Annotated in this window: 19 protein-coding genes; 12 read left to right on the forward strand and 7 right to left on the reverse strand. The window is 42.0% G+C overall.

The window, feature by feature from the left end:
* The first annotated feature begins 155 nt into the window (after positions 1-155).
* The gene (locus tag RM049_RS13175; protein WP_041566316.1) at positions 156-473 is read left to right on the forward strand and encodes a DUF3155 domain-containing protein; all 318 of its coding nucleotides are present in this window, start codon (positions 156-158) and stop codon (positions 471-473) included.
* A 451-nt stretch (positions 474-924) separates the two neighbouring features.
* Here RM049_RS13175 and RM049_RS13180 read toward each other — a convergent pair whose 3' ends face one another.
* Together RM049_RS13180 and RM049_RS13185 are read right to left on the reverse strand one after the other, a co-directional pair.
* Positions 925-1,455, reverse strand: a complete 531-nt coding sequence (locus RM049_RS13180) for a cofactor assembly of complex C subunit B (RefSeq protein ID WP_322683019.1) — start codon at positions 1,453-1,455, stop codon at positions 925-927.
* A 52-nt stretch (positions 1,456-1,507) separates the two neighbouring features.
* Positions 1,508-1,855, reverse strand: a complete 348-nt coding sequence (locus RM049_RS13185; RefSeq protein WP_289798053.1) for a PadR family transcriptional regulator — start codon at positions 1,853-1,855, stop codon at positions 1,508-1,510.
* A 597-nt stretch (positions 1,856-2,452) separates the two neighbouring features.
* Here RM049_RS13185 and RM049_RS13190 point away from each other — a divergent pair.
* From RM049_RS13190 to rpsN, 6 genes are all read left to right on the forward strand, one after another.
* Positions 2,453-3,031, forward strand: coding sequence for a DUF3611 family protein (locus RM049_RS13190; RefSeq protein ID WP_292730500.1), 579 nt, complete (start codon positions 2,453-2,455; stop codon positions 3,029-3,031).
* Positions 3,032-3,264: 233 nt separating this feature from the next.
* Positions 3,265-3,462 (forward strand): hypothetical protein, encoded by a 198-nt coding sequence (locus RM049_RS13195; RefSeq protein ID WP_322699652.1) that lies wholly within the window; start codon positions 3,265-3,267, stop codon positions 3,460-3,462.
* A 101-nt stretch (positions 3,463-3,563) separates the two neighbouring features.
* Entirely contained in the window at positions 3,564-4,844 is a 1,281-nt protein-coding gene (gene serS / locus RM049_RS13200; RefSeq protein WP_322704471.1) for a serine--tRNA ligase, read from the forward strand.
* A gap of 137 nt (positions 4,845-4,981) precedes the next feature.
* Positions 4,982-6,082 (forward strand): RIP metalloprotease RseP, encoded by a 1,101-nt coding sequence (rseP, locus tag RM049_RS13205; RefSeq protein WP_322670968.1) that lies wholly within the window; start codon positions 4,982-4,984, stop codon positions 6,080-6,082.
* The gene (gene nth, locus RM049_RS13210; RefSeq protein ID WP_322704472.1) at positions 6,058-6,747 is read left to right on the forward strand and encodes an endonuclease III; all 690 of its coding nucleotides are present in this window, start codon (positions 6,058-6,060) and stop codon (positions 6,745-6,747) included. Before rseP ends, nth begins: the two co-directional genes overlap by 25 nt.
* A 76-nt stretch (positions 6,748-6,823) precedes the next feature.
* The gene (gene rpsN / locus RM049_RS13215; protein ID WP_322670970.1) at positions 6,824-7,126 is read left to right on the forward strand and encodes a 30S ribosomal protein S14; all 303 of its coding nucleotides are present in this window, start codon (positions 6,824-6,826) and stop codon (positions 7,124-7,126) included.
* An 85-nt stretch (positions 7,127-7,211) separates the two neighbouring features.
* On the opposite strand, the gene RM049_RS13220 is transcribed toward rpsN, so the two are convergent.
* Positions 7,212-7,541 carry a hypothetical protein gene (locus RM049_RS13220; protein ID WP_012410384.1) on the reverse strand — a complete coding sequence of 110 codons (330 nt, stop codon included), beginning with the start codon at positions 7,539-7,541 and terminating at the stop codon, positions 7,212-7,214.
* A 104-nt stretch (positions 7,542-7,645) separates the two neighbouring features.
* On the opposite strand from RM049_RS13220, the gene aat reads away from it, so the two are divergent.
* Together aat and RM049_RS13230 are read left to right on the forward strand one after the other, a co-directional pair.
* Positions 7,646-8,221 (forward strand): leucyl/phenylalanyl-tRNA--protein transferase, encoded by a 576-nt coding sequence (gene aat, locus RM049_RS13225; protein WP_322704473.1) that lies wholly within the window; start codon positions 7,646-7,648, stop codon positions 8,219-8,221.
* A gap of 40 nt (positions 8,222-8,261) precedes the next feature.
* The gene (locus RM049_RS13230; protein WP_322670972.1) at positions 8,262-8,885 is read left to right on the forward strand and encodes a hypothetical protein; all 624 of its coding nucleotides are present in this window, start codon (positions 8,262-8,264) and stop codon (positions 8,883-8,885) included.
* A 69-nt stretch (positions 8,886-8,954) separates the two neighbouring features.
* Here RM049_RS13230 and RM049_RS13235 read toward each other — a convergent pair whose 3' ends face one another.
* From RM049_RS13235 to RM049_RS13250, 4 genes are all read right to left on the reverse strand, one after another.
* On the reverse strand, positions 8,955-9,494 hold the full coding sequence (locus tag RM049_RS13235; protein WP_322704474.1) for a diguanylate cyclase: 540 nt from the start codon (positions 9,492-9,494) through the stop codon (positions 8,955-8,957).
* 238 nt (positions 9,495-9,732) lie between these two features.
* Positions 9,733-12,228 (reverse strand): hybrid sensor histidine kinase/response regulator, encoded by a 2,496-nt coding sequence (locus RM049_RS13240; RefSeq protein WP_322704475.1) that lies wholly within the window; start codon positions 12,226-12,228, stop codon positions 9,733-9,735.
* Between the two features lie 9 nt (positions 12,229-12,237).
* On the reverse strand, positions 12,238-13,215 hold the full coding sequence (locus RM049_RS13245) for an ABC transporter substrate-binding protein (RefSeq protein WP_322704476.1): 978 nt from the start codon (positions 13,213-13,215) through the stop codon (positions 12,238-12,240).
* Positions 13,216-13,432: 217 nt separating this feature from the next.
* Positions 13,433-17,056, reverse strand: coding sequence for an AAA-like domain-containing protein (locus RM049_RS13250; protein WP_322704477.1), 3,624 nt, complete (start codon positions 17,054-17,056; stop codon positions 13,433-13,435).
* Positions 17,057-17,421: 365 nt separating this feature from the next.
* Here RM049_RS13250 and RM049_RS13255 point away from each other — a divergent pair, with 365 nt between their 5' ends.
* The 3 genes from RM049_RS13255 (at position 17,422) to RM049_RS13265 (ending at position 18,814) form a co-directional block, all read left to right on the forward strand.
* A complete protein-coding gene (locus tag RM049_RS13255; protein ID WP_322704478.1) occupies positions 17,422-17,952 on the forward strand; it encodes a hypothetical protein in 531 nt (176 codons plus the stop codon).
* Between the two features lie 189 nt (positions 17,953-18,141).
* Positions 18,142-18,456 (forward strand): hypothetical protein, encoded by a 315-nt coding sequence (locus RM049_RS13260; RefSeq protein WP_322670978.1) that lies wholly within the window; start codon positions 18,142-18,144, stop codon positions 18,454-18,456.
* Positions 18,446-18,814, forward strand: a complete 369-nt coding sequence (locus RM049_RS13265) for a pentapeptide repeat-containing protein (RefSeq protein WP_322670979.1) — start codon at positions 18,446-18,448, stop codon at positions 18,812-18,814. The genes RM049_RS13260 and RM049_RS13265 overlap by 11 nt, the downstream gene beginning before the upstream one ends.
* Positions 18,815-18,821 lie beyond the last annotated feature (7 nt).

Below are 18,821 nucleotides of genomic sequence, written 5' to 3' on the forward strand. Positions count from 1 at the left end.
CTTAGGTGATTTTATTTTCTTGATGTTTCAAAGATATTAACTTTCTTATATTAAAAGGTTAAAAACTATTGATATTCTGAACTAGAACCTATATAATGACGACGGATTTTGTAGCTATCACTACAATCTATAGCTTGAAAGAGGAGGACAGTATATTGGCAAGGAGACGCAAAAGGAAGAGTCGTCGTCGTCAGGAAGGACGGCGTATTTTGGAACACGTGCCTCAATATAGCATCGAAAGTGGCGAAGAAAAGCCAGTAACAGCAGCGAGAAGATTCATTCAAGCTGAAGGGATTTTGCCACCAGCGTTGCTACTTGTAAAGCGAAATGAACACACTACAGATCGTTATTTCTGGGCAGAAAAGGGACTGTTTGGTGCTCAATACGTAGAGGAAAACCATTTCTTGTTTCCTAGTTTGAGGGTGTTGGAACCTTCACCAGGTCAAGAACCTCTTGCTTTAGCTAGTCGTTGAACCATAGATGGTCATCTTGGGCATTGAATGTGGCTCCTGACTATTATTAACTGGCAAAATTGCTAAGTTTATGCAAAATTTAATTTTTTTTTAGTTTGTAGCTGATTTGCCAGGAAATCTAGTCCAGGTAGTTGGAAAGTGAAGCTGTTTCAAACCATGCTAGATTGCATGGATTGATACTAATTTGATGATGCAAAAGGGAGTGGGTATAGAGCCAAGCGCGTCTAAAAAGAAGAGTGAAGTTGCGCTCTTATGCCGTAGATGGTTAAAGCTTGCTCTGTCAATGAATTTAAGTTAATGAATTTAAATTTTTTCCCCACGACCAAAGTCGTGGGGAAAACTGACAAAGCAGCAGTCTTGATTTTCTCCTGACTACTTTCCATTGCCTGCATAGTAGGTTAGGTCAGAAGTCTGCATATCATAGTTAAGAGATGGTCGCAACAATCAACAATTATTTCCCAGGCTTGAGCTGTAGAGTCCTCTGCAACTCGCTGAGTTCATCTCGATGGGCAACTACAGCAATCTTACTTGAGGAGGTTTGTTCGCTCTGAGTTGTTTCTACTTTGAGCGATACCTTCTCAAGTCTTCCAGATTTTTTCCAATAAAATAGACCACTTAAAGGCGACAGCAGTACCATCGCCAGAACAAGGGTACTCAGGCTAGGAAAAAGCAGGGATGTCACCAGAGATAGACAAACAATGCCAGTCGCTGCTAGGAAAGTTAGAAATATGGCTAAGAACCAGCTGGGACGAACATTACCTTCAAAAATTACCTGATTTTGTTCTCGGTCTACCGTTGCCACTCGGTAAGACCGCGATCGAAAATACTCTTTTAATTGAGACATTAAAACAGCTTCATCTTGCTCAGATACTAGGTGGGCTATTTCTGTGCGGTCTTTAGTCGAGGCACGAATAAAGAAAAACAGCCCAACCGATAACAACAAGGTTAGCAGGAAGGTAGATGGCAGAATAGCAGTATCCATAACTAATTGTTAGTGTTTGACTGGAGGAGACTTATTCATTATCAATGATTCGTTACTTTTTCCTCCCGTTGATGTAGTCAAGCCATTGAAAAGCTAAATCCTGAGCTTGAACTTGCCATTCAGGAGAAACTTGGTACATCCGCCTGGGGCGCCCCCGTCCTTCGAGTTTCTTCCAATATCCAGTGATTGCCTTTTGGTCTTCTAGAAATTTGATTGCACTATAAAGTACGGTATCTGAAAGCCGATAGACGGGATACTCAGTTTCTAATTGCTCAATCAACTCGGTTCCGTAGGATTCACCTTGTAATAAAACAGACAGTATGTAACAAACTGCTAGTTCTTGACAAAGGTAAGTTGGCGGAGGATTCTCAAAAAATTGATATATATCCTCAAGTTTCATGGTTAGTGAATGGCTAAAAAAAATGCCTTAGGGTAAAGTCTACAATCCTTGTAGCTAGTATACAGTGCTACTACTACGCGAGTAATACATATAAAGCTACTTAGACTAGATATCTATTGCGTAAACATCAAACAATTACCCACGCCTGTGAAGTTGTGGGGCGAGTTTGCGAGTTTTAGGGGCACAAAACAATGTACCCCCACTCAAGCTCGATACGGTGTGGTGAGGAGCGAACAGACAGTGAGAGACTCAGTATCTTGGTGTTAACTGATGCCGAGCTGCTTAAGCAATAAAATGCCATCGAAGAAATTTTACAGGTAAAATGCTATTTTGTCTGTAAAGCTTAATAAACACTTTGTTTTACAGTGATTTTCCCAATGCAAATTCTAAAATCTTAAGCTAAGGGATATATCTGAGATCGAACTGCTACGTCGGTAGACATACTTAAACAGTAACCATTTCTGATTTCCTCGATCGCAGAATTTCTTGTCTTATTTGACAAGTGTGATAGTAAATTTATCAAAGAAGGCGCTAAACTCCCTTCGTCCTCTCCTCTTCGCCTTCCTTTATCAAGCACCCAGCATATTAGCGATCGCTATGTCACAAACTCCCGATGCCCCATCATCTTCCTCAACTCTTAGGGCAATTGCCCAAACTTTTCGCCTTACAGGTTGGATTAGCTTCTGGATTCAGCTAGTACTAGGCGTTGTTTCTAGCATAATTGTGCTGCTGTTCGCCATCTTTAATCAAAGAACTGGCAGTCCTAGTAATAATCCTGGGACTGGCTTTGGCGTATTTTTAGCAATTTGTGGACTGGTTGTTTTAGGTGGGGGGATTTATTTAGCTTACCGTTACACGAGAATTGGCAAGCAATTGGAATCCTCCAATCCCAGCAACCGCCCTCGGAAAAGCGAGACTGTGCAAGTATTACGCTTAGGTGTGTGGGTGAATTTAGGAGGAACGCTAGTGACTCTTTTGGGAGCGCAAGCGATCGTTGGAACACTGGTAGCACGATCCATATCTCCGCAAGCGATAACTACCCAATTTTTTGACCCTACCCGGATTATTAGCGGTCTAGATATGCTTGTAGTACAGGCAAACACCAACACTGTCTCAGCCCACTTTGCAGGGCTGGTGGCGTCACTTTGGTTACTCAATCGCATTAACCGACCGTAGAAAAGGGAGTCAGAAGAAAAGGTAATAGTCAAAAATCAGCAATTCTTTTGACTTCTTTTCTCCTCTTTTTCAAAAGTTGTATGGCAATAATTCAAATATGTTGATTGTACTTTTCCGAAATTATTAAATTACTGTGTGAAGAATAATACCAGTTTCTTACGTTAGCACCCATCTAAAGAGTGATATTAGAACCGTTATCAAGGTGAATTAATTTTTATTGAAGGTCTGACACTATGGAAAAACTAGAAATATGGAAGTTTGGTATACAAGTACTTTTTAGCACATTGATGATTGGATTATGTAGTTCCCTAATCTTTCTGGAACGCGATAATAGCCAAAACCAGGCAGTTTACTGGAGTGGTTTATCAGGCGTACTTGCCTACTGGCTAGCCTCACCTGCAAACACTCAGGAATCTAGAAAATCAGAATAATACTAAATTTAAATGGTTGCTTTTCTGCTCACACAAAGCCAAAATCAGTATATGCTGATGTGTTGGCAGGTAGATAATAGGCTAAAAACTGAGAAAAATCTGTGCTGGATATCAAGCAAATACGGGAAAATCCCCAATTAGTTCAAGAACGATTGAATAGTCGTAGTGGTAAATACGACATCGAACCGATTTTACTGTTAGATCGGCAACAACGGGAACTTGAGGGGACGCGCAGTCAACTCCAAGCTCGGAGCAACGAAATTGGTAAAATTGTCGGCCAGAAGATTAAATCTGGGATCAATCCTCAAGACCCAGAAATTCAAGCTTTGCGGGATGAAGGTAACTCTCTTAAAGCGACATTGAGTCAACTCGAACCCCAAGAAAAAGACCTCAAAGCTGAAATTGCTCAACTTGTGTTGGCACTTCCGAATTTACCAAGTGACTCTACACCCCTTGGTAAAAATGAGGAAGATAACGTAGAAGTACGCCGTTGGGGTGATGAGTACATTCCTCAAAATCCGAATATTCTCCCTCATTGGGAAATTGGTGAAAAGCTGGGTATTCTCAATGTTGAACGAGCTGTAAAAGTTGCCCAAAGTCGCTTTGTGACATTGATGGGCGCTGGTGCAGGATTGGAAAGGGCATTAATTCAATTTATGCTGTCTCTCCATACTCAAGCTGGGTATGTGGAAGTCAGTCCGCCACTGTTAGTTAATACTGAGTCTTTGACGGCGACCGGTCAGTTACCCAAGTTTGCGGAAGAAAGCTTTAAATGCGCTGATGATGACTTATGGCTGATTCCGACAGCTGAAGTTCCAGTTACAAATCTCTATCGGGGTGAAATTCTCGCTGCTGAAGATTTGCCTATTTACCACTGTGCCTTTACTCCCTGTTTTCGCCGCGAAGCTGGTAGTTATGGGCGCGATATGCGGGGATTAATTCGCCTGCATCAATTTAACAAGGTGGAAATGGTGAAATTTGTCGAACCCAGTACGTCTTTTGATGAACTGGAAAAATTGGTAGGGAATGCAGAAGCAATTTTACAGGCGTTGCGATTGCCTTACCGAGTAGTAAATTTAAGTACTGGGGATTTAGGATTTGCCTCTACTAAAACTTATGATTTAGAGGTTTGGTTGCCCTCTTCTGGAAAATACCGTGAAATTTCTAGCTGTTCCAATACTATAGATTTTCAGGCACGACGGGCTGATATTCGTTTCAAAGAGACGGGGAAGAAAGGTACTCAGTTTGTACATACCCTCAATGGTTCGGGTTTGGCGGTGGGAAGGACGATGGCAGCAATTTTGGAGAATTATCAACAACCTGATGGGACGGTGAGGATACCAGAAGTATTGCAACCTTACTTGGGACGTGAAGTTTTATAATTTGTCATTAGTCATTTGTCCTTTGTCCTTTGTTAAAAACTAATGACCAATGACCAATGACCAATGACCAATGCCCAATGCCCAATGCCCAATTAGAATGGAGATAACTATAGCTTAATATCTTCACAATTTACTCTATGTCAGTTTTAGCAGCGATCGCAGTCTTGGCTGTTTTGATCTTGGTACACGAGTTGGGGCATTTTGTTGCAGCACGTTCTCAAGGCATTCTCGTTAACCGTTTTTCTTTGGGTTTTGGCCCGGTTCTTTTGAAGTACCAAGGTTCACAAACCGAATATGCTGTCCGCGCCTTTCCTTTGGGCGGTTTTGTGGGCTTTCCCGATGATGACCCCGATAGCGATGTTCCACCCAATGACCCAAATCTGCTGCGTAACCGTCCAGTTTTAGACCGGGCGATTGTCATCAGTGCTGGAGTAATCGCCAATTTAATATTTGCCTACTTGGTGTTGGCTCTGCAATTGGGTATTGTCGGCATTCCCAAGGAATTAACCTATCAAGCTGGTGTCGTTGTACAGCCTGTTAATCAAGAATCTGTTGCCTACCAAGCAGGAATTCGGGAAGGAGATATTATTCTGGCTGTTAACGGTCAGGAACTCCTAGCTTCTGATAAATCAACTCCTTTGCTGACTAAAGAAATTCAAACTCATCCCAATCAGCAAATCGAACTGAAAATTCAACGTGAAAACCAACAACAAACCCTGAAATTAACTCCGAAATTGGGAGCCGATGGCAAAGGCGTAGTTGGTGTGGCACTCAGTCCAAATGCTACAGCAATTTATCGCCGTCCTAATAGTCCTTTTGAAATTTTTGGTCTTGCTGCTAATAGATTTCAACAATTATTTGTTGGTACACTAAGCGGTTTTGGTCAGTTAATTACTAACTTTCAACAAACTGCTGGGCAAGTTTCTGGGCCAGTTAATATTGTCAAAATTGGTGCGAAATTAGCAGAGGACAATACTGTAAATCTGTTGTCTTTTGCGGCAATTATCAGCATTAACTTGGCTATTATCAATATTTTGCCTTTACCAGCTTTGGATGGCGGACAACTCGCTTTCCTGCTAATTGAAGGTTTACGCGGTAAGCCTGTACCCGCCCGCATTCAAGAAAGTGTAATGCAAACTGGTTTGGTGTTACTCTTAGGCTTAGGAATTTTTCTGATCGTCAAAGAAACTACCCAATTAACTAGCCAATTGGAATGGGTACAAAAATTGTTCCAGTAAGCATTACCTGCAAATCGTTATCTAAAAAGCAACGGGCGATAGAAATTTTAGCTCGGCTGAAGCGTCTTTATCCAGATGCTACTTGCTCTTTGAACTACTCAACGCCAGTACAATTGTTGGTGGCAACGATTCTCTCTGCTCAGTGTACTGATGAGCGGGTGAATAAAGTAACACCAGCTTTATTTGCTCGGTTTCCTGATGCAGAAAGTTTAGCGATCGCTGATTTGGTAGAATTAGAAAGTTTGGTGCGTTCAACCGGATTTTATCGCAATAAAGCCAAGAACATTCAAGCCGCCTGTCGGATGATTGTCACTGAGTTTAACTCTGTTGTCCCCAACCAAATGGAGCAATTATTAAAGCTTCCAGGTGTGGCGCGCAAGACAGCAAATGTAGTCCTAGCTCATGGTTATGGCATTAATGCTGGCGTGACAGTAGATACTCACGTTAAGCGCCTGTGCGAACGCTTGGGTTTAACTGAACATACAGACCCCATTCGGATTGAGCAAGATTTAATGGGTTTATTGCCTCAGCCTGATTGGGAAAATTGGTCAATTCGGCTGGTTTATCACGGTCGTGCTATTTGTAAAGCCCGCTCTCCCGTCTGCGTTGCTTGCGAGCTTGCCGATTTATGTCCGGCTGCAAATAAGCCAGTGGTTGTAGAATAAGCGACACAAGTAACCCCAGAATTGATGGAGAGACTGTAGAATGGAAAACGGTGTCTTCAAATAAGTTAGAGAATATATGGCAAAAAAGAGCATGATTGAGCGCGAGAAAAAGCGCACCAAGTTGATCGAAAAGTATGCTGACAAGCGGGAAACTCTTTTAGAAGAGTTCAGAAGTGCAGCATCTCCTTTGGATAAACTAGAAATCCACCGGAAGATTCAACAGCTACCCCGGAACAGTGCGCCCACCCGCCACCGCAACCGTTGCTGGTTGACTGGTCGTTCTAGAGGAGTTTACCGCGATTTTGGGTTGTCTCGGAACGTACTGCGAGAATGGGCGCATGAAGGTCTTTTACCTGGAGTTGTTAAGTCTAGTTGGTAAAAAGTTATGAGTGATGAGTTATGAGTGATGAGTTATTAATTGAGACAAACCTAACTCCTAACTTCTAACTCCTAACTCCTAACTCTTATTGCCCACAACACTTATCAATTCCCAGACTTTCTAAGAGTAGATCGCTGACGGCGTTGGCGATCGCAAACTCTCCATAGAAGCTATTGGAAAAATCATAGGACTGCATCTCTGTGACAATGGCAATTACCAGAGAACCAAGGTCATTTTCTCCTTCCATCCGTTGACGCACAAAAATCTGTGCGGCTCGTTGGGCAATATTTTGGTTGACTGCTTCGGGGATAAATTCTGTATCTAGCCACCGTTGTAAGCGTTCTCGTAACCATTCACCTTCGAGTAGGGGGTTTTCGGGCGGTGGTAGGGTGATGGGTGGAATTGGTTGAGTCATCTTTTTTTAAACGCAGAGGGACGCGGAGGGAAACGCAGAGGGACGCTGAGGTTGATTTTTTAGCATCAAATTGCGTTTCTAGGAGTGTTTTTTTATATTTATTTATGCAATATGATATCGCGGCTATTGTTGAGGGCTATGCACAAGGCTATTTTCTCATGGCTGATGAGCGCGATCGCCTGAGTTGGTACGGAAGTCGCGATCGAACTTTTATTCCTTTAGATGAACGGTTTCGTTATCCCAAGTCTTTACAGCGTGTTCTGAATCAAGAGCGGTTTACTGTGGCGATTAATCGGGACTTCCAAGCTGTGGTGGCTGGGTGTGCTAATAGAGAGACAACTTGGATTTCACCGGAATTGGAAAAGATTTACTGGCTACTTTACCAGAGTGGTTATGCTTATAGTTTTGAAACTTGGCAAGGTGACGAATTAGCTGGAGGAATTTTAGGGATTGTGATTGGTGGGGCTTTTATTGGCGAGTCGATGTTTTACCGCATTCCCGAAGGCTCAAAGGTGGCGATGGTTAAATTGGTGGAAAGATTGCGCCAGAGGAAATTTGTGTTTTTTGATGCCCAAATGATGAATCCCCATTTGGAGAGGTTTGGCGCTTATCGGGTTGGGGATGAAGAATATCAAATGCTACTTCAGCAAGCGTTGCAACGTGCTTGTAGCTTAGTATAAATAATGACAAATTTATTAGTATGAAAAAGTAATTTGATTGATGGTTTCCATTGTTATCAAACATGGATGGTTTCATCAGATTCTTGGGGAATGTGCCCAGCATGGTGGGTTTGTTTTTATTGCGCTATTAGGTGACTTGGGTAGCGAACTAGAAATTATCTCATATCAGAGGGTTGGAGAAGATCCAATGTTTCCTCTTTCAGACTACATTGAGGGACAACCTCCAAGTATTTTACAGAGATGCCAGGATCTATTTGGAGAATCAGCTAATGCAGTGTGGGTACGGGCTAGAATTCCAGCCATATTTGGTTCTAATATTTTGATCAGCTTGTCTATTCCAGACTACAAGTATGCACTCATAGAGCAAATGTTCATGGCTTGTGAGCTAGGGTCAAATGGAGACTGGATAGCATACCCATTTATCTGTGAAGATTACAATCTTCGTGCTGGACTACGTTTTAATCCAGATGGTTCATCAACTGAGATTTATGAACGTATTGCCAAGGCATTTTGGAAACTGTTGCTTCTTGAACCTAAAAGTGTTTGTGCATTCCGCGATGGCTACCTACACTATAACGACGAGATGGGTGACGAGGAATGGCATAATGTAGTATTCAGGCATGGTAGATTCAGCATTGAAATAATAGACCCTGGGTTATTTTAGAAGAAAAGCTAGATGTGATTGTTACTGATGTAATAATGCTGGAAATGAAGGTATTGTCATAAAAATCTTTCAATCATTACAATAGCGATCGCGCCCATTTTGTTTGGCATCGTACAGTGCTTTATCTGCTGAAGCAATGAGTGTGTCTGGCCTGATGTTCCAGATAGGTATGCGAGAGGTAATTCCTAAACTAACGGTGATAATATTCTTGACATCAGACTGTACATGGGGAATAGCCAGAGCATGAATTGCTTGCTGAATACTTTGTGCTACTTTTATCGCTCCCGCTAAGTCAGTATTGGGCAAGAGTACCAAAAATTCTTCTCCACCGTAACGCGCTACTAAATCGGCAGGACGATGAATTGTTTGTTGCACTGTTTGCGCTATCCTCATTAGACAATCATCGCCAGCAAGATGACCATAGTAATCGTTGTAAAGTTTGAATTTATCAACATCAAACATAATCAGTGACAAGGGTTGTTGTTCTCGTGCAAGGCGTCTCCATTCTGCTTTGAGTCGTGCATCAAAGCAACGACGGTTAGCCACCTGAGTCAAGCCATCTAAATTTGCCAGTTGTTCTAGTTTCTGATTGGCATCTTGGAGAGCCAATTCAATTTGTTTTCGTCCAGTGATGTCGCATATGGTAATAGCAAAACCATCATCTAGTTTGACTGCAACAAAGTGATACCAGCAAGAATTACCTAATGGATGATAAAAATCTCGCTTGAAAGCTTCCCCTGTTTTGACAAGATTAACGAAGTGATTAAAGAGTTCTGGTTCTAGATAAGCTAAGAGTTTTTTGAGTACTAATTTGCCGATTATCTCTTCACATTTGCTTCCGAAAGCTTTAGCAATAACAGGATTGATAACTAAGCAATAGATTTTGGGATATTAAAGTATTTTTTTCTGTATATTCCAAATTTGAAGAATTATTTTCAGCAAATATATATTTGACACCAAGATGTTTGGCTAGTGTGTCAAAAATTGTATGTTCTGCAAAAGGTTTGCGGAGAAAGTCATCACATCCGGCTGAAAGAACGATCGCTTTTTCTTCTTCTAAAACACTTGCCGTCAGAGCAATTATAGCTGTAGCATTCCCCTTGGTAGTGGACTTGATATATTTTGTAGCTTCGTAACCGTCCATGACAGGCATTCGCATATCCATCCAAATCAGGTGGGGTTCCCATTCATTCCAAATAGCGATCGCTTCTTTGCCATTCCTAGCTTCTTTCATCTCAAACCCTAACGGTTGTAAAAGTTTAATTAATAATTGGCGATTAATAGGTTTATCATCTACTATTAAGAGTTTATATATAGGTTGTCCTGGTGCAAGTTCTAATACTTTTGGATGTACTTCTAAAGTATTGTTATTGGTTGGTTGACCTAACTTTGCTTGAATATAAAATTTAAAAGTTGTCCCGACTCCTAATTTACTTTCAACAAAAATATCTCCTCCCATTAACTGAATAAACTTGTGACTAATTGCTAAACCTAAACCCGTTCCTTCTTGAGATTCTTTTCCAGCTTGTGCTTGAGAAAAAGCATTAAAAAGTTTGGGTAATTCTGCGGCTGCAATTCCCACTCCTGTATCACAGACTTCAAAATCAAGAGTTAAAATATCTGTAATTTCTTCACTAGTATTATTTACTGTTAAACTAATTGTTCCTTTTTGAGTAAACTTAATGGCATTAGTAATCAAATTAATTAATACTTGCCGGAGTTTTAACTCATCTGTGCAAATATAACATGGGACATTTTCACTACGTTGAAATATTAAATTTAAGCCTTGATTGCTTGCCTGTAAATGTAGCATATCTTCTAAGTCATCTAGCAAGCGATATAGATCGAAATCTCTAGGATTAAGAGTAGTTTTACCCGCCTCTATTTTTGATAAATCGAGAATATTATTGATGAGCGTTAGTAAATAATCACCACTGTGATAAATGATCCCGGCATTTTCATAATGCTCGGTAGGCAAGTTTTTCGCGCGTAACATTAACTGAGAAAAACCTAGAATAGCATTGAGGGGCGATCGCAACTCATGACTCATATTCGCAATAAATAAACTTTTAGCTTGATTTGCGACTTCGGCTTTGTCTTTAGCAATGGCTAACTCTGCTGTTCTCTCCTGTACCCGTTGTTCTAAAGTTTCCAAAGATGTTTGTAACTGAAGTGCCATGTTGTTAAACGATTTTGACAGTTGACCTATTTCGTCTTTTGATTTATTTTTGGCACGGATATCTAAGTTACCCGCGGTAAACTGGAAAACTATATTGGTAAGGTGAATTATTGGCTTTGTTAGCACTTGTCCAATAGCAAAAGCGATGATTGTCACTACTCCAGCGATAAATGCAAATAGAAAAATTGTGTTACGAATTTGCTTTTCTACAGGTGCTAAGGCAACGGCAAGGGGTCGGGCAAACAACACAGACCAAGGTTTATATTGCAAACGAGCGATCGCAATTAGATTAACCCGATCGCCTGTTGCTGACAAGGATGCAATTAAATACGACTGTTTATTATCCAATGCTTGTTTAAGTTTGGATTCATTAGTTGCCAATTCTTTGAAAGAAGAATTAGGCAAACGACCTTCCTGTTGCAGTTGAGTTACAACATCATCAGGTAGAGGCACAATTGATTTAAAAAGCAATTCTGGTGCGGTGCTATGTGCGAGATAAATATTATTGTCATCTAAAAGAATTGCAAAAGATTTTTCCCCAGCCCGTTCGGTTTGTCGAGTTACTAACTGCTGAACAACAGTTGCATTATATGAAACACGCAATACACCCAATATATCTCCCTTGGCATTGCGAACCGGACTACTAAAAAAGAGGGTAATAAGATCGGGAATTGTTGGCGATCTCTTCATGCTAGAAACAAAGGAGAAACCAGTTTGTAGCGGTTTTTTAAAATAATCTTGAACTGATTCGTCTTTGCCAATATTCAGTGTACGTGTATCCAATACATTTTTACCGCTTAAGTCGAGCAAAGCATAAGAGAGAATATTGAGCATATCTTTGCGACTGAGACGCATTAATGTTTCTGTCGCCAATTGCATTTCGGGGCTGCCGTCTCGCTGTTTTGGAGTTAGGCTGAGGTAGCGTGCCAAACCTGGTAAAATCGCCTCTACACGCACGGCATTGAGATTTCCATCAATAAAGGCATCTATTCTGTTAGCGGTTTCGTTAGCCGCCGCAGATAGGGCTTGTCGGGCGTTGTCAGTTAGTGCTTTTTCAGTTGTCTGTTTGTTGATAAATGCCAATAACAGCAACGGAATCAAAGCAACAACGAGAAACGAAGCGATCAACTTTGTACGGATGCCGCCCAAAAAGGAGTGCTGCATAGCTTCAAACTAGGGGGGATTCAAGAAGGAAGGATTGAACAAACTTTTTAGCTCAGGAATACGCGTAATGTTTCCAGAGCGAATAAAAAAGTCTGCATATATCTTGGCAGTTTTGTCAATGGACTTAGGGTTACTAGATTGAAAATATTTTTGATTTTCACCTAAATCAGTTAGGTTTATTCCCTCTAGAGAGAGAGTATTTATCGGAATTTTTAACGCTTCGCTGACGATCGCTTTTCCTTCTTCAACATTTGCTTTCCAGTAGGTCGAAGCTTGCAGCCATCCCTGCACAAATGCACGAATGTCTTCGGGGCGATCGCGGATTGTCTCACCACGAAAGATAATCAAATCTAAAATAAAGCCAGGGGTTTGTTTGCTAGTAAATAGGATATTTCCCCCTAATTTTATCGTTTCAGAGAGATAGGGTTGCCAAGTGTGTCCGGCTTGAATAGTATTATTTTTCAGGCGTTGAGGAATTTCTGAAGCCTCTAATTGAACTAAGTTCACATCATCACTAGTTAAATTGGCAGTTTTCAACATTTCAGTCACGAAAACTTCGCTAAAACCACCTAGATTTGCACCCAGCTTTTTCCCTTTCAAGTCAGCTACAGTTTTAATTTTTGATTGGGCTACTACCACATCTGCTCCTATTGATTCATCTATAACGATCGCGCCTTGTATATCTGGATTTGCGGCACTCAAGATGATAAAATTTCCCAAGGACGACGTAATCCCATCATACTTACCCGCATTGAAGTTTGCTTGTTCCAATTGGGCGTATTGTGTATGAATTAGTTCCACATCTACCCCTTGGGCTTTGAAGAATCCTTTTTTTTGAGCAATGATGCCTGGAAGCTCTCCAACAAAAGATCCAAATATCACTTTCAATGGAGGGCGTTTTACTTCAGTTGGTACTGAAGTATTACAAGCAAGTAGTAAACAGGCAGTAATGAGAAAAATACTAATGTATCTGAGTAGTTTAAGCATAGAATTTTTGATGTTTTTTAATTATTGTTAATCAAAGATTCTGCTAAATAAACTAATTGTTCAAATTTAAATTGCCGTGCAAATTTCGTCAGTGATTATATTAAACGAGTTTTGGTTGTTGGAATTGCTTCAAGATTTAGAAATTCTGACCGCAAGGGCAGCTTGAGAATTTCATTCACAGGTATTGAGCCGCCTTAACAAGGGATTATGCTTCAAATCAATGAAAAAGGCTGTAATTGCAAACAGAGCGATCGCTCTTTTCTACTGTTATATTAGTCTTTAAATAATCCCGTACCCAATCACAACTGTATTTCAGTAGGTTGAGATGGAGAATTTCTTCTAAATCCCACAGAATTACAAGTTGGTCATCTCCGCCAGAGGCAAGGGTTTTACCATCAGGGCTAAAGGCAACACTGCTCACATTAGAAGTATGTCCATTCAGGGTGACGAGTAAAGTACCATCAATTTTCCAGACTTTGATCGTATTGTCAAAACTTGCGGCTGCTAGCATTTGACCATCTGGACTGAATGCTACCCTGGTTAAGCCAATACTTTTACCATCAAAGCTCCTCACCAGAGTGCCATCACGTTTCCAAAGTCGCAGACTACCATCCCCACCTGTAGAGGCAATCAATTGACTATTCGGGCTAATGGCAACCCCAAAAACTTCACTCTTATGCCCTTCTAAGGTGCGATCGGGTTTTTCTAACAGGCGTTCGCTATTTTTTGAAGTCCACAGTTTGATAGTGCCATCAGCACTAGCAGAGGCGATAAACTGCCCATCTGGACTATAAACAATGTCCCAAATTCGCCCTGTATGCGCCTGGATAATTTGCTGGAGTTGAAACTCTCCATTGGAGCCGCGTTGCCAGAGTCTCAGCTTGTAATCAAAACCCACAGTCACTAATCGGTTGCCATCAGGACTGTAGCTAACACCCAAAAGACCGATACCTGGCCCTTCCAGAATGGTTCGCTGATTGCTGTCTAGTTGCCACAGTCTTACAACACCCTTAGAACCAACGATCGCTAAAGTTCGACCATCGGGGCTAAAGTCAAGACTAAGCATTCGAGAATCTTCTTCAACAATGGTTTTGGCGAGAGAACCATCGCGTTTCCAGAGTTTGACTTCTTTGCCAGCAACAGAAGCTAGCCGTTGCCCATCAGGGCTAAATGCCACCCGCCAGACCATTTCTTGATGGCCATTGAGTAGCTTTATTAAGGGTGAATGGACTCTCCAGAGTTTGATGGTATTGTCGTGACTGGCAGAGGCGAGAGTTTCTCCATCAGGACTGAAGGCGATGGTTTGAATATTTGAGGTATGCCCCTGCAAAGTTCTTAATAAAGTACCATCTATTCGCCAGAGTTTAACGGTTTTATCAGAACCGCCGGAAGCAATAGTCTGCCCATCAGGGCTAAAGGCTACACCAAATATTTCAGCAGTATGCCCTTTAAAAGTTCTCAGGAGAGTGCCTTCTCGATTCCACAGTCGCACCATCTTATCTGCACCGCCAGACACTAAAGTTTGTCCATCGGGGCTAAAAGCAACACTCCAAATAGTTGCGTTTCCAGCTGTGAATGTTTTGAGCAGTGTTCCATCCAATCGCCAAAGCTGATTCTTGCCGCCTACCATAGAAGAAGCGAGAGTTTGACCATCGGGGCTGAAGGCAATTCCCCACACACCACGCTGATGTTTAAGAGTTCTGATTAAAGTGCCATTTAGTTGCCAAAGCTTGACGCTAAAATCGCCACTGGCAGAAGCGATCGTTTGTCCATCTGGGCTAAAGGCAACTCGCCACACCGCAGATTTGTGCCCTTTGAAGATGGTTGACAATTTACCATCGATCGTCCAGAGACGGATAGTGCCATCAATGCCGGCAGCGACTATCCGGCGGCTATCCGGGCTGAAGCGGACGCTTTGTATGGTTGCAGTATGTGGTAGCGTTCTCACCAGTGTTCCATCCCGCTTCCATAGCTTGACTGTGCGATCGATGCTAGATGAGACAATCCACTGACCATCAGCGCTAAAATCAACGCCTAAGACAATCCCTTGATGCCCCGACAAGTGATTGAATTCATCAGCACCGTAGACAGCTTGTTCTAATACTTTGCGGGTTTGGAGATCCAGAGCATTGGCATCTGCCAAATTTTGCAGATCGAGCCGTTGAAATTCCTGTCTGGCTCGGATTGCTTGTACCAGTGCATCTAAGCGTTGATTGGAATTAAAACTACCATTGGAAGCAGCTGCGATCGCCCGTACCTCACTCAGTGATGCTTGTCGATCGGCGTAGAGTGTTGTGAACCCCAAGACAATAACTGCTAGTAGGGCCAAACTTACCCCTAATAGGAGTCGTCGCTGAAGCCGAGCGCTCTTTTGTTCGCTTGCCAATCGCGCTTCAGTTTCTTTGAGTCGTTCTACTTCCATTTTTTGCTGGACTTCTCGACGTTCCAATTCTTGGCTAGCTGCTAAAAATCGATAGTCCAAATCACTGAGACTTTTACGCTGAGTCCAGTCCAAAACTTCTTGTAAGGCATTACCCCGCAGCAAGCGTGACTCATCTTGAAAGCTCGATGCTACCCAAGCATTGAATGGCTGTGAATAAGGGCGCAAATTGTCTAACTGCTTTAACACCCATTCAGTATTGAAAATATGCCGGTAGATGGGATTTTTAATTCTGAGATAGCCGTTGTACTTCTCGACCAATCCTGATAATAAAAGCTCTGTCTGTTCTCGGCTATCATCGGTAGCCACGGGAGATAAAAAAGGACGCAAAGACTGGGAACGCCAAGAGTCGCTAGTGTCTTCATTATTTGCGTCCTCCCATCCCCATTTCCCCTCGTCCTCTATTTCCTGGGTTTGCAATACCTGCTGATAAAGACTCAGCAACCGTCCACTTTGTTGTTGGTTGAAAAGTAAGCGATCGCGAATCGTGCGGAGGTGTTCGGGTTCATCTTGTGATTCCCAATGTTGAATAATCTGCGATCGCACCAATTCTTCTACCCAATAGGCCTCAGTTTTTGGGGGTAGGAAAATTTTCCGATCTGATGTCTTTAAGGCAGTTTGGAGAATTAATTGACAGAGTTTTTGAGTGAGAAACGGTTGTCCCCCTGTCCAATAGATCACCTCTTGCAGCACAACTTCTGGTCGCTCAATTGCTCCTTTTAACCCATTTAGCAATGGGCTAGCTTCATGCAATCGAAAGCCGTATAACTCAATAGCTGTTCCAATGTTAAAAGGTGTCCGACGTTTGTCAGCAATTAAATCAGATGGACTGGCGACTCCAAATAATGCAAATCCCAGGCGTTGAAAATTTGGGTCGTGTGCTTGCTGATTGTAGCAATGACGAATCCAGGCAAAAAAGTCATTGACCGGAAAATTCAAACTCAGCAAACTATCAATTTCATCAATTAAAATGAAAATGCCTTTAGCTTCGCCGCCTTCTTCAGAATCGCTCTTAACATTTGGCAGCAATATTTCTTCAACAAACTGGTGTAGCTTTTGTACAGGAGAAAGACCTGTTTGCATATTCCACCATTGCTTAAAGTTGACGCGTTCCGCCAGATTTAACCCGTAGAATATGCTGACAATGATTCCTTTATACCATTGTGCTGATGTGGTATCCTCGCTACCCAATTGCGTCACGTCTAAGTAAACACATTTATAGCCTTCTGACTTGAGACGACGACTTATTCGCTGTAGTAGGGATGATTTACCCATTTGGCGAGAGTTGAAGACGTAGCAAAAATCGCCACCTTTTAAACTGGTATAAAGTTTTTCGTCTGCTTGACGCACAACATAAGTGGGATCGTCACTGTGGAGGCTACCGCCAACTTGGTATCTCATGTGCAAAGTGTGATTAGAAAAGGGGGAAATAAAGAAGGAGTCAGAATTCTGAATTCAGGATTTAGAATACTATATCCATGCCACACTATCCCGTCCGTGAAGTGTCTTGTAGAGTAAAACGGTGAGGAATGGGTATGGAGTAGATGCGAGCGCAGATGGAAAAACGACGGCGCAATGGTTTGCCTTTCGCCAAGATTATGATTTACTGATTTTAAATTGGATGTTGACCAAAGTCAGTAGGTTGATTAAATCCGCCAAATTTCTGAAAGCAATCTCGTCTTTGTCTAACCATCGCTAACCTTGACCCGGAAAACATGGCAGATTACTTGAATAAGTACCAAAAGTCTGATAGGAAAACCATACTAATGAGAATTTGGACTATTACTGCTGTGCTAGCTGTTTTTTGGCTAATATCTGGGGTCATCGGTTCTAAGCCAATCAACGCTACTTCTGTTTTGGTAGAAAATGCCATATCATCTCTGCCGTCAACGAATGCAAAACAGATTACTGTCAGTAACACCGAGTTTGGTCTGAAGAGAGTTGACTCCAAAGGAAACGTTACCATTTTCCAGACAAAAAGAGTGCCACTTCAAGAAGGAAATACCTACGGGTGGCGGATTAAACTCAAAAACTACCAAGGTGAAGTGAAATGGCGTGAAGTCTTGTATTTACCAAAACCTCCAGAAACTTGGGGTACAGATAATGGTGAAGATTTTTCAATATCAGCAGACGGCAAGACATCTGTAACACGACGCACGCAGTCGGCTCCAGAAGGTGTAATTGAGAATTTTTGGACAATTGCCCCTGGCGATCCAGTTGGTAAGCATAGAATAGAAGTCTATATTGATAACCGTTTGATCGGTACTTTCCAGTTTGAAGTTATTCCAGTTAAGTAGAGATGAAGGGCATTGGGCATGGGGCATGGGGCATGGAAAAGAGGACTTGGGGACAAGGAGAATTGGGGACAAGGGGAAAGAGTTGCTGTAAGTTCTGACTTAAGTCACCTTGTTTGCTTGTCTCCCATCCTCCCCTGAAGCTGAGGAGTATCTTAGAGATAGAAGTTTGATTCTTGTTAGGTGGCGATCGTGAATACAGAGGAATTTCTGCGATTGATCGAAAAGCAGCGCCCATGCCCTGAGACACTACCAAAAGGGCTGCAAGCAATGTGGTATGACAACAAAGGTGATTGGAACAAAGCTCATGAAATAGTTACAGATGCCAGCGATGCTGACAGTGCCTGGGTTCATGCTTACCTGCACCGCAAAGAAGGCGATTTGAACAATGCCCATTTCTGGTATCAACGCAGTGGTCAACCAGTATTTTCAGGAGAACTAAGCCAGGAATGGGAACAAATAACTTCTATATTGCTAAAGAAGGTGAACGCGACGCATGAATGCTGAAGAATTAAAAAGGCGTTTTGCCGCAGGAGAAAGATATTTTCCAGCCGTCAACTTGAGTCGGGATAAGCTGATTGGAGCCGATTTGCCGGGAATTAATTTATGGGGATCTGACTTGAGTGGAGCTAACTTAGCTAAAGCTAAACTCTGGGGAGCAGATTTGAGTAGAACTAATTTAGCCAAAGCGAATTTGACCAGAGCTAATTTGAGCGGTGCCAATCTGAATGAAGCAAATCTTCGGGGAGCAAAACTCAACTATGCCAAGTTGTATGGAGCTAATCTGACTGGCGCTTACTATGATGAAAGTACCCGGTTTTCTAGAGGTTTTGACCCTATCAGTAAAAATATGCGGAAGGTGTGAAGGGGAT

The organism is Nostoc sp. DedQUE04, assembly GCF_034530995.1.
GTDB lineage: Bacteria > Cyanobacteriota > Cyanobacteriia > Cyanobacteriales > Nostocaceae > Nostoc.

Bases quoted from the DNA above. Each gene is read 5' to 3' on its own strand.
- RM049_RS13230 (WP_322670972.1), top strand. From the start codon at position 8,262: ATGGTTTCCATTGTTATCAAACATGGATGGTTTCATCAGATTCTTGGG.
- RM049_RS13180 (WP_322683019.1), bottom strand. From the start codon at position 1,455: ATGGATACTGCTATTCTGCCATCTACCTTCCTGCTAACCTTGTTGTTA.
- nth (WP_322704472.1), top strand. From the start codon at position 6,058: ATGGGTACAAAAATTGTTCCAGTAAGCATTACCTGCAAATCGTTATCT.
- RM049_RS13190 (WP_292730500.1), top strand. From the start codon at position 2,453: ATGTCACAAACTCCCGATGCCCCATCATCTTCCTCAACTCTTAGGGCA.
- RM049_RS13220 (WP_012410384.1), bottom strand. From the start codon at position 7,541: ATGACTCAACCAATTCCACCCATCACCCTACCACCGCCCGAAAACCCC.
- RM049_RS13250 (WP_322704477.1), bottom strand. From the start codon at position 17,056: ATGAGATACCAAGTTGGCGGTAGCCTCCACAGTGACGATCCCACTTAT.
- rseP (WP_322670968.1), top strand. From the start codon at position 4,982: ATGTCAGTTTTAGCAGCGATCGCAGTCTTGGCTGTTTTGATCTTGGTA.
- RM049_RS13265 (WP_322670979.1), top strand. From the start codon at position 18,446: ATGAATGCTGAAGAATTAAAAAGGCGTTTTGCCGCAGGAGAAAGATAT.
- aat (WP_322704473.1), top strand. From the start codon at position 7,646: ATGCAATATGATATCGCGGCTATTGTTGAGGGCTATGCACAAGGCTAT.
- RM049_RS13240 (WP_322704475.1), bottom strand. From the start codon at position 12,228: ATGCAGCACTCCTTTTTGGGCGGCATCCGTACAAAGTTGATCGCTTCG.
- RM049_RS13195 (WP_322699652.1), top strand. From the start codon at position 3,265: ATGGAAAAACTAGAAATATGGAAGTTTGGTATACAAGTACTTTTTAGC.
- RM049_RS13255 (WP_322704478.1), top strand. From the start codon at position 17,422: ATGAGAATTTGGACTATTACTGCTGTGCTAGCTGTTTTTTGGCTAATA.
- RM049_RS13185 (WP_289798053.1), bottom strand. From the start codon at position 1,855: ATGAAACTTGAGGATATATATCAATTTTTTGAGAATCCTCCGCCAACT.
- RM049_RS13245 (WP_322704476.1), bottom strand. From the start codon at position 13,215: ATGCTTAAACTACTCAGATACATTAGTATTTTTCTCATTACTGCCTGT.
- rpsN (WP_322670970.1), top strand. From the start codon at position 6,824: ATGGCAAAAAAGAGCATGATTGAGCGCGAGAAAAAGCGCACCAAGTTG.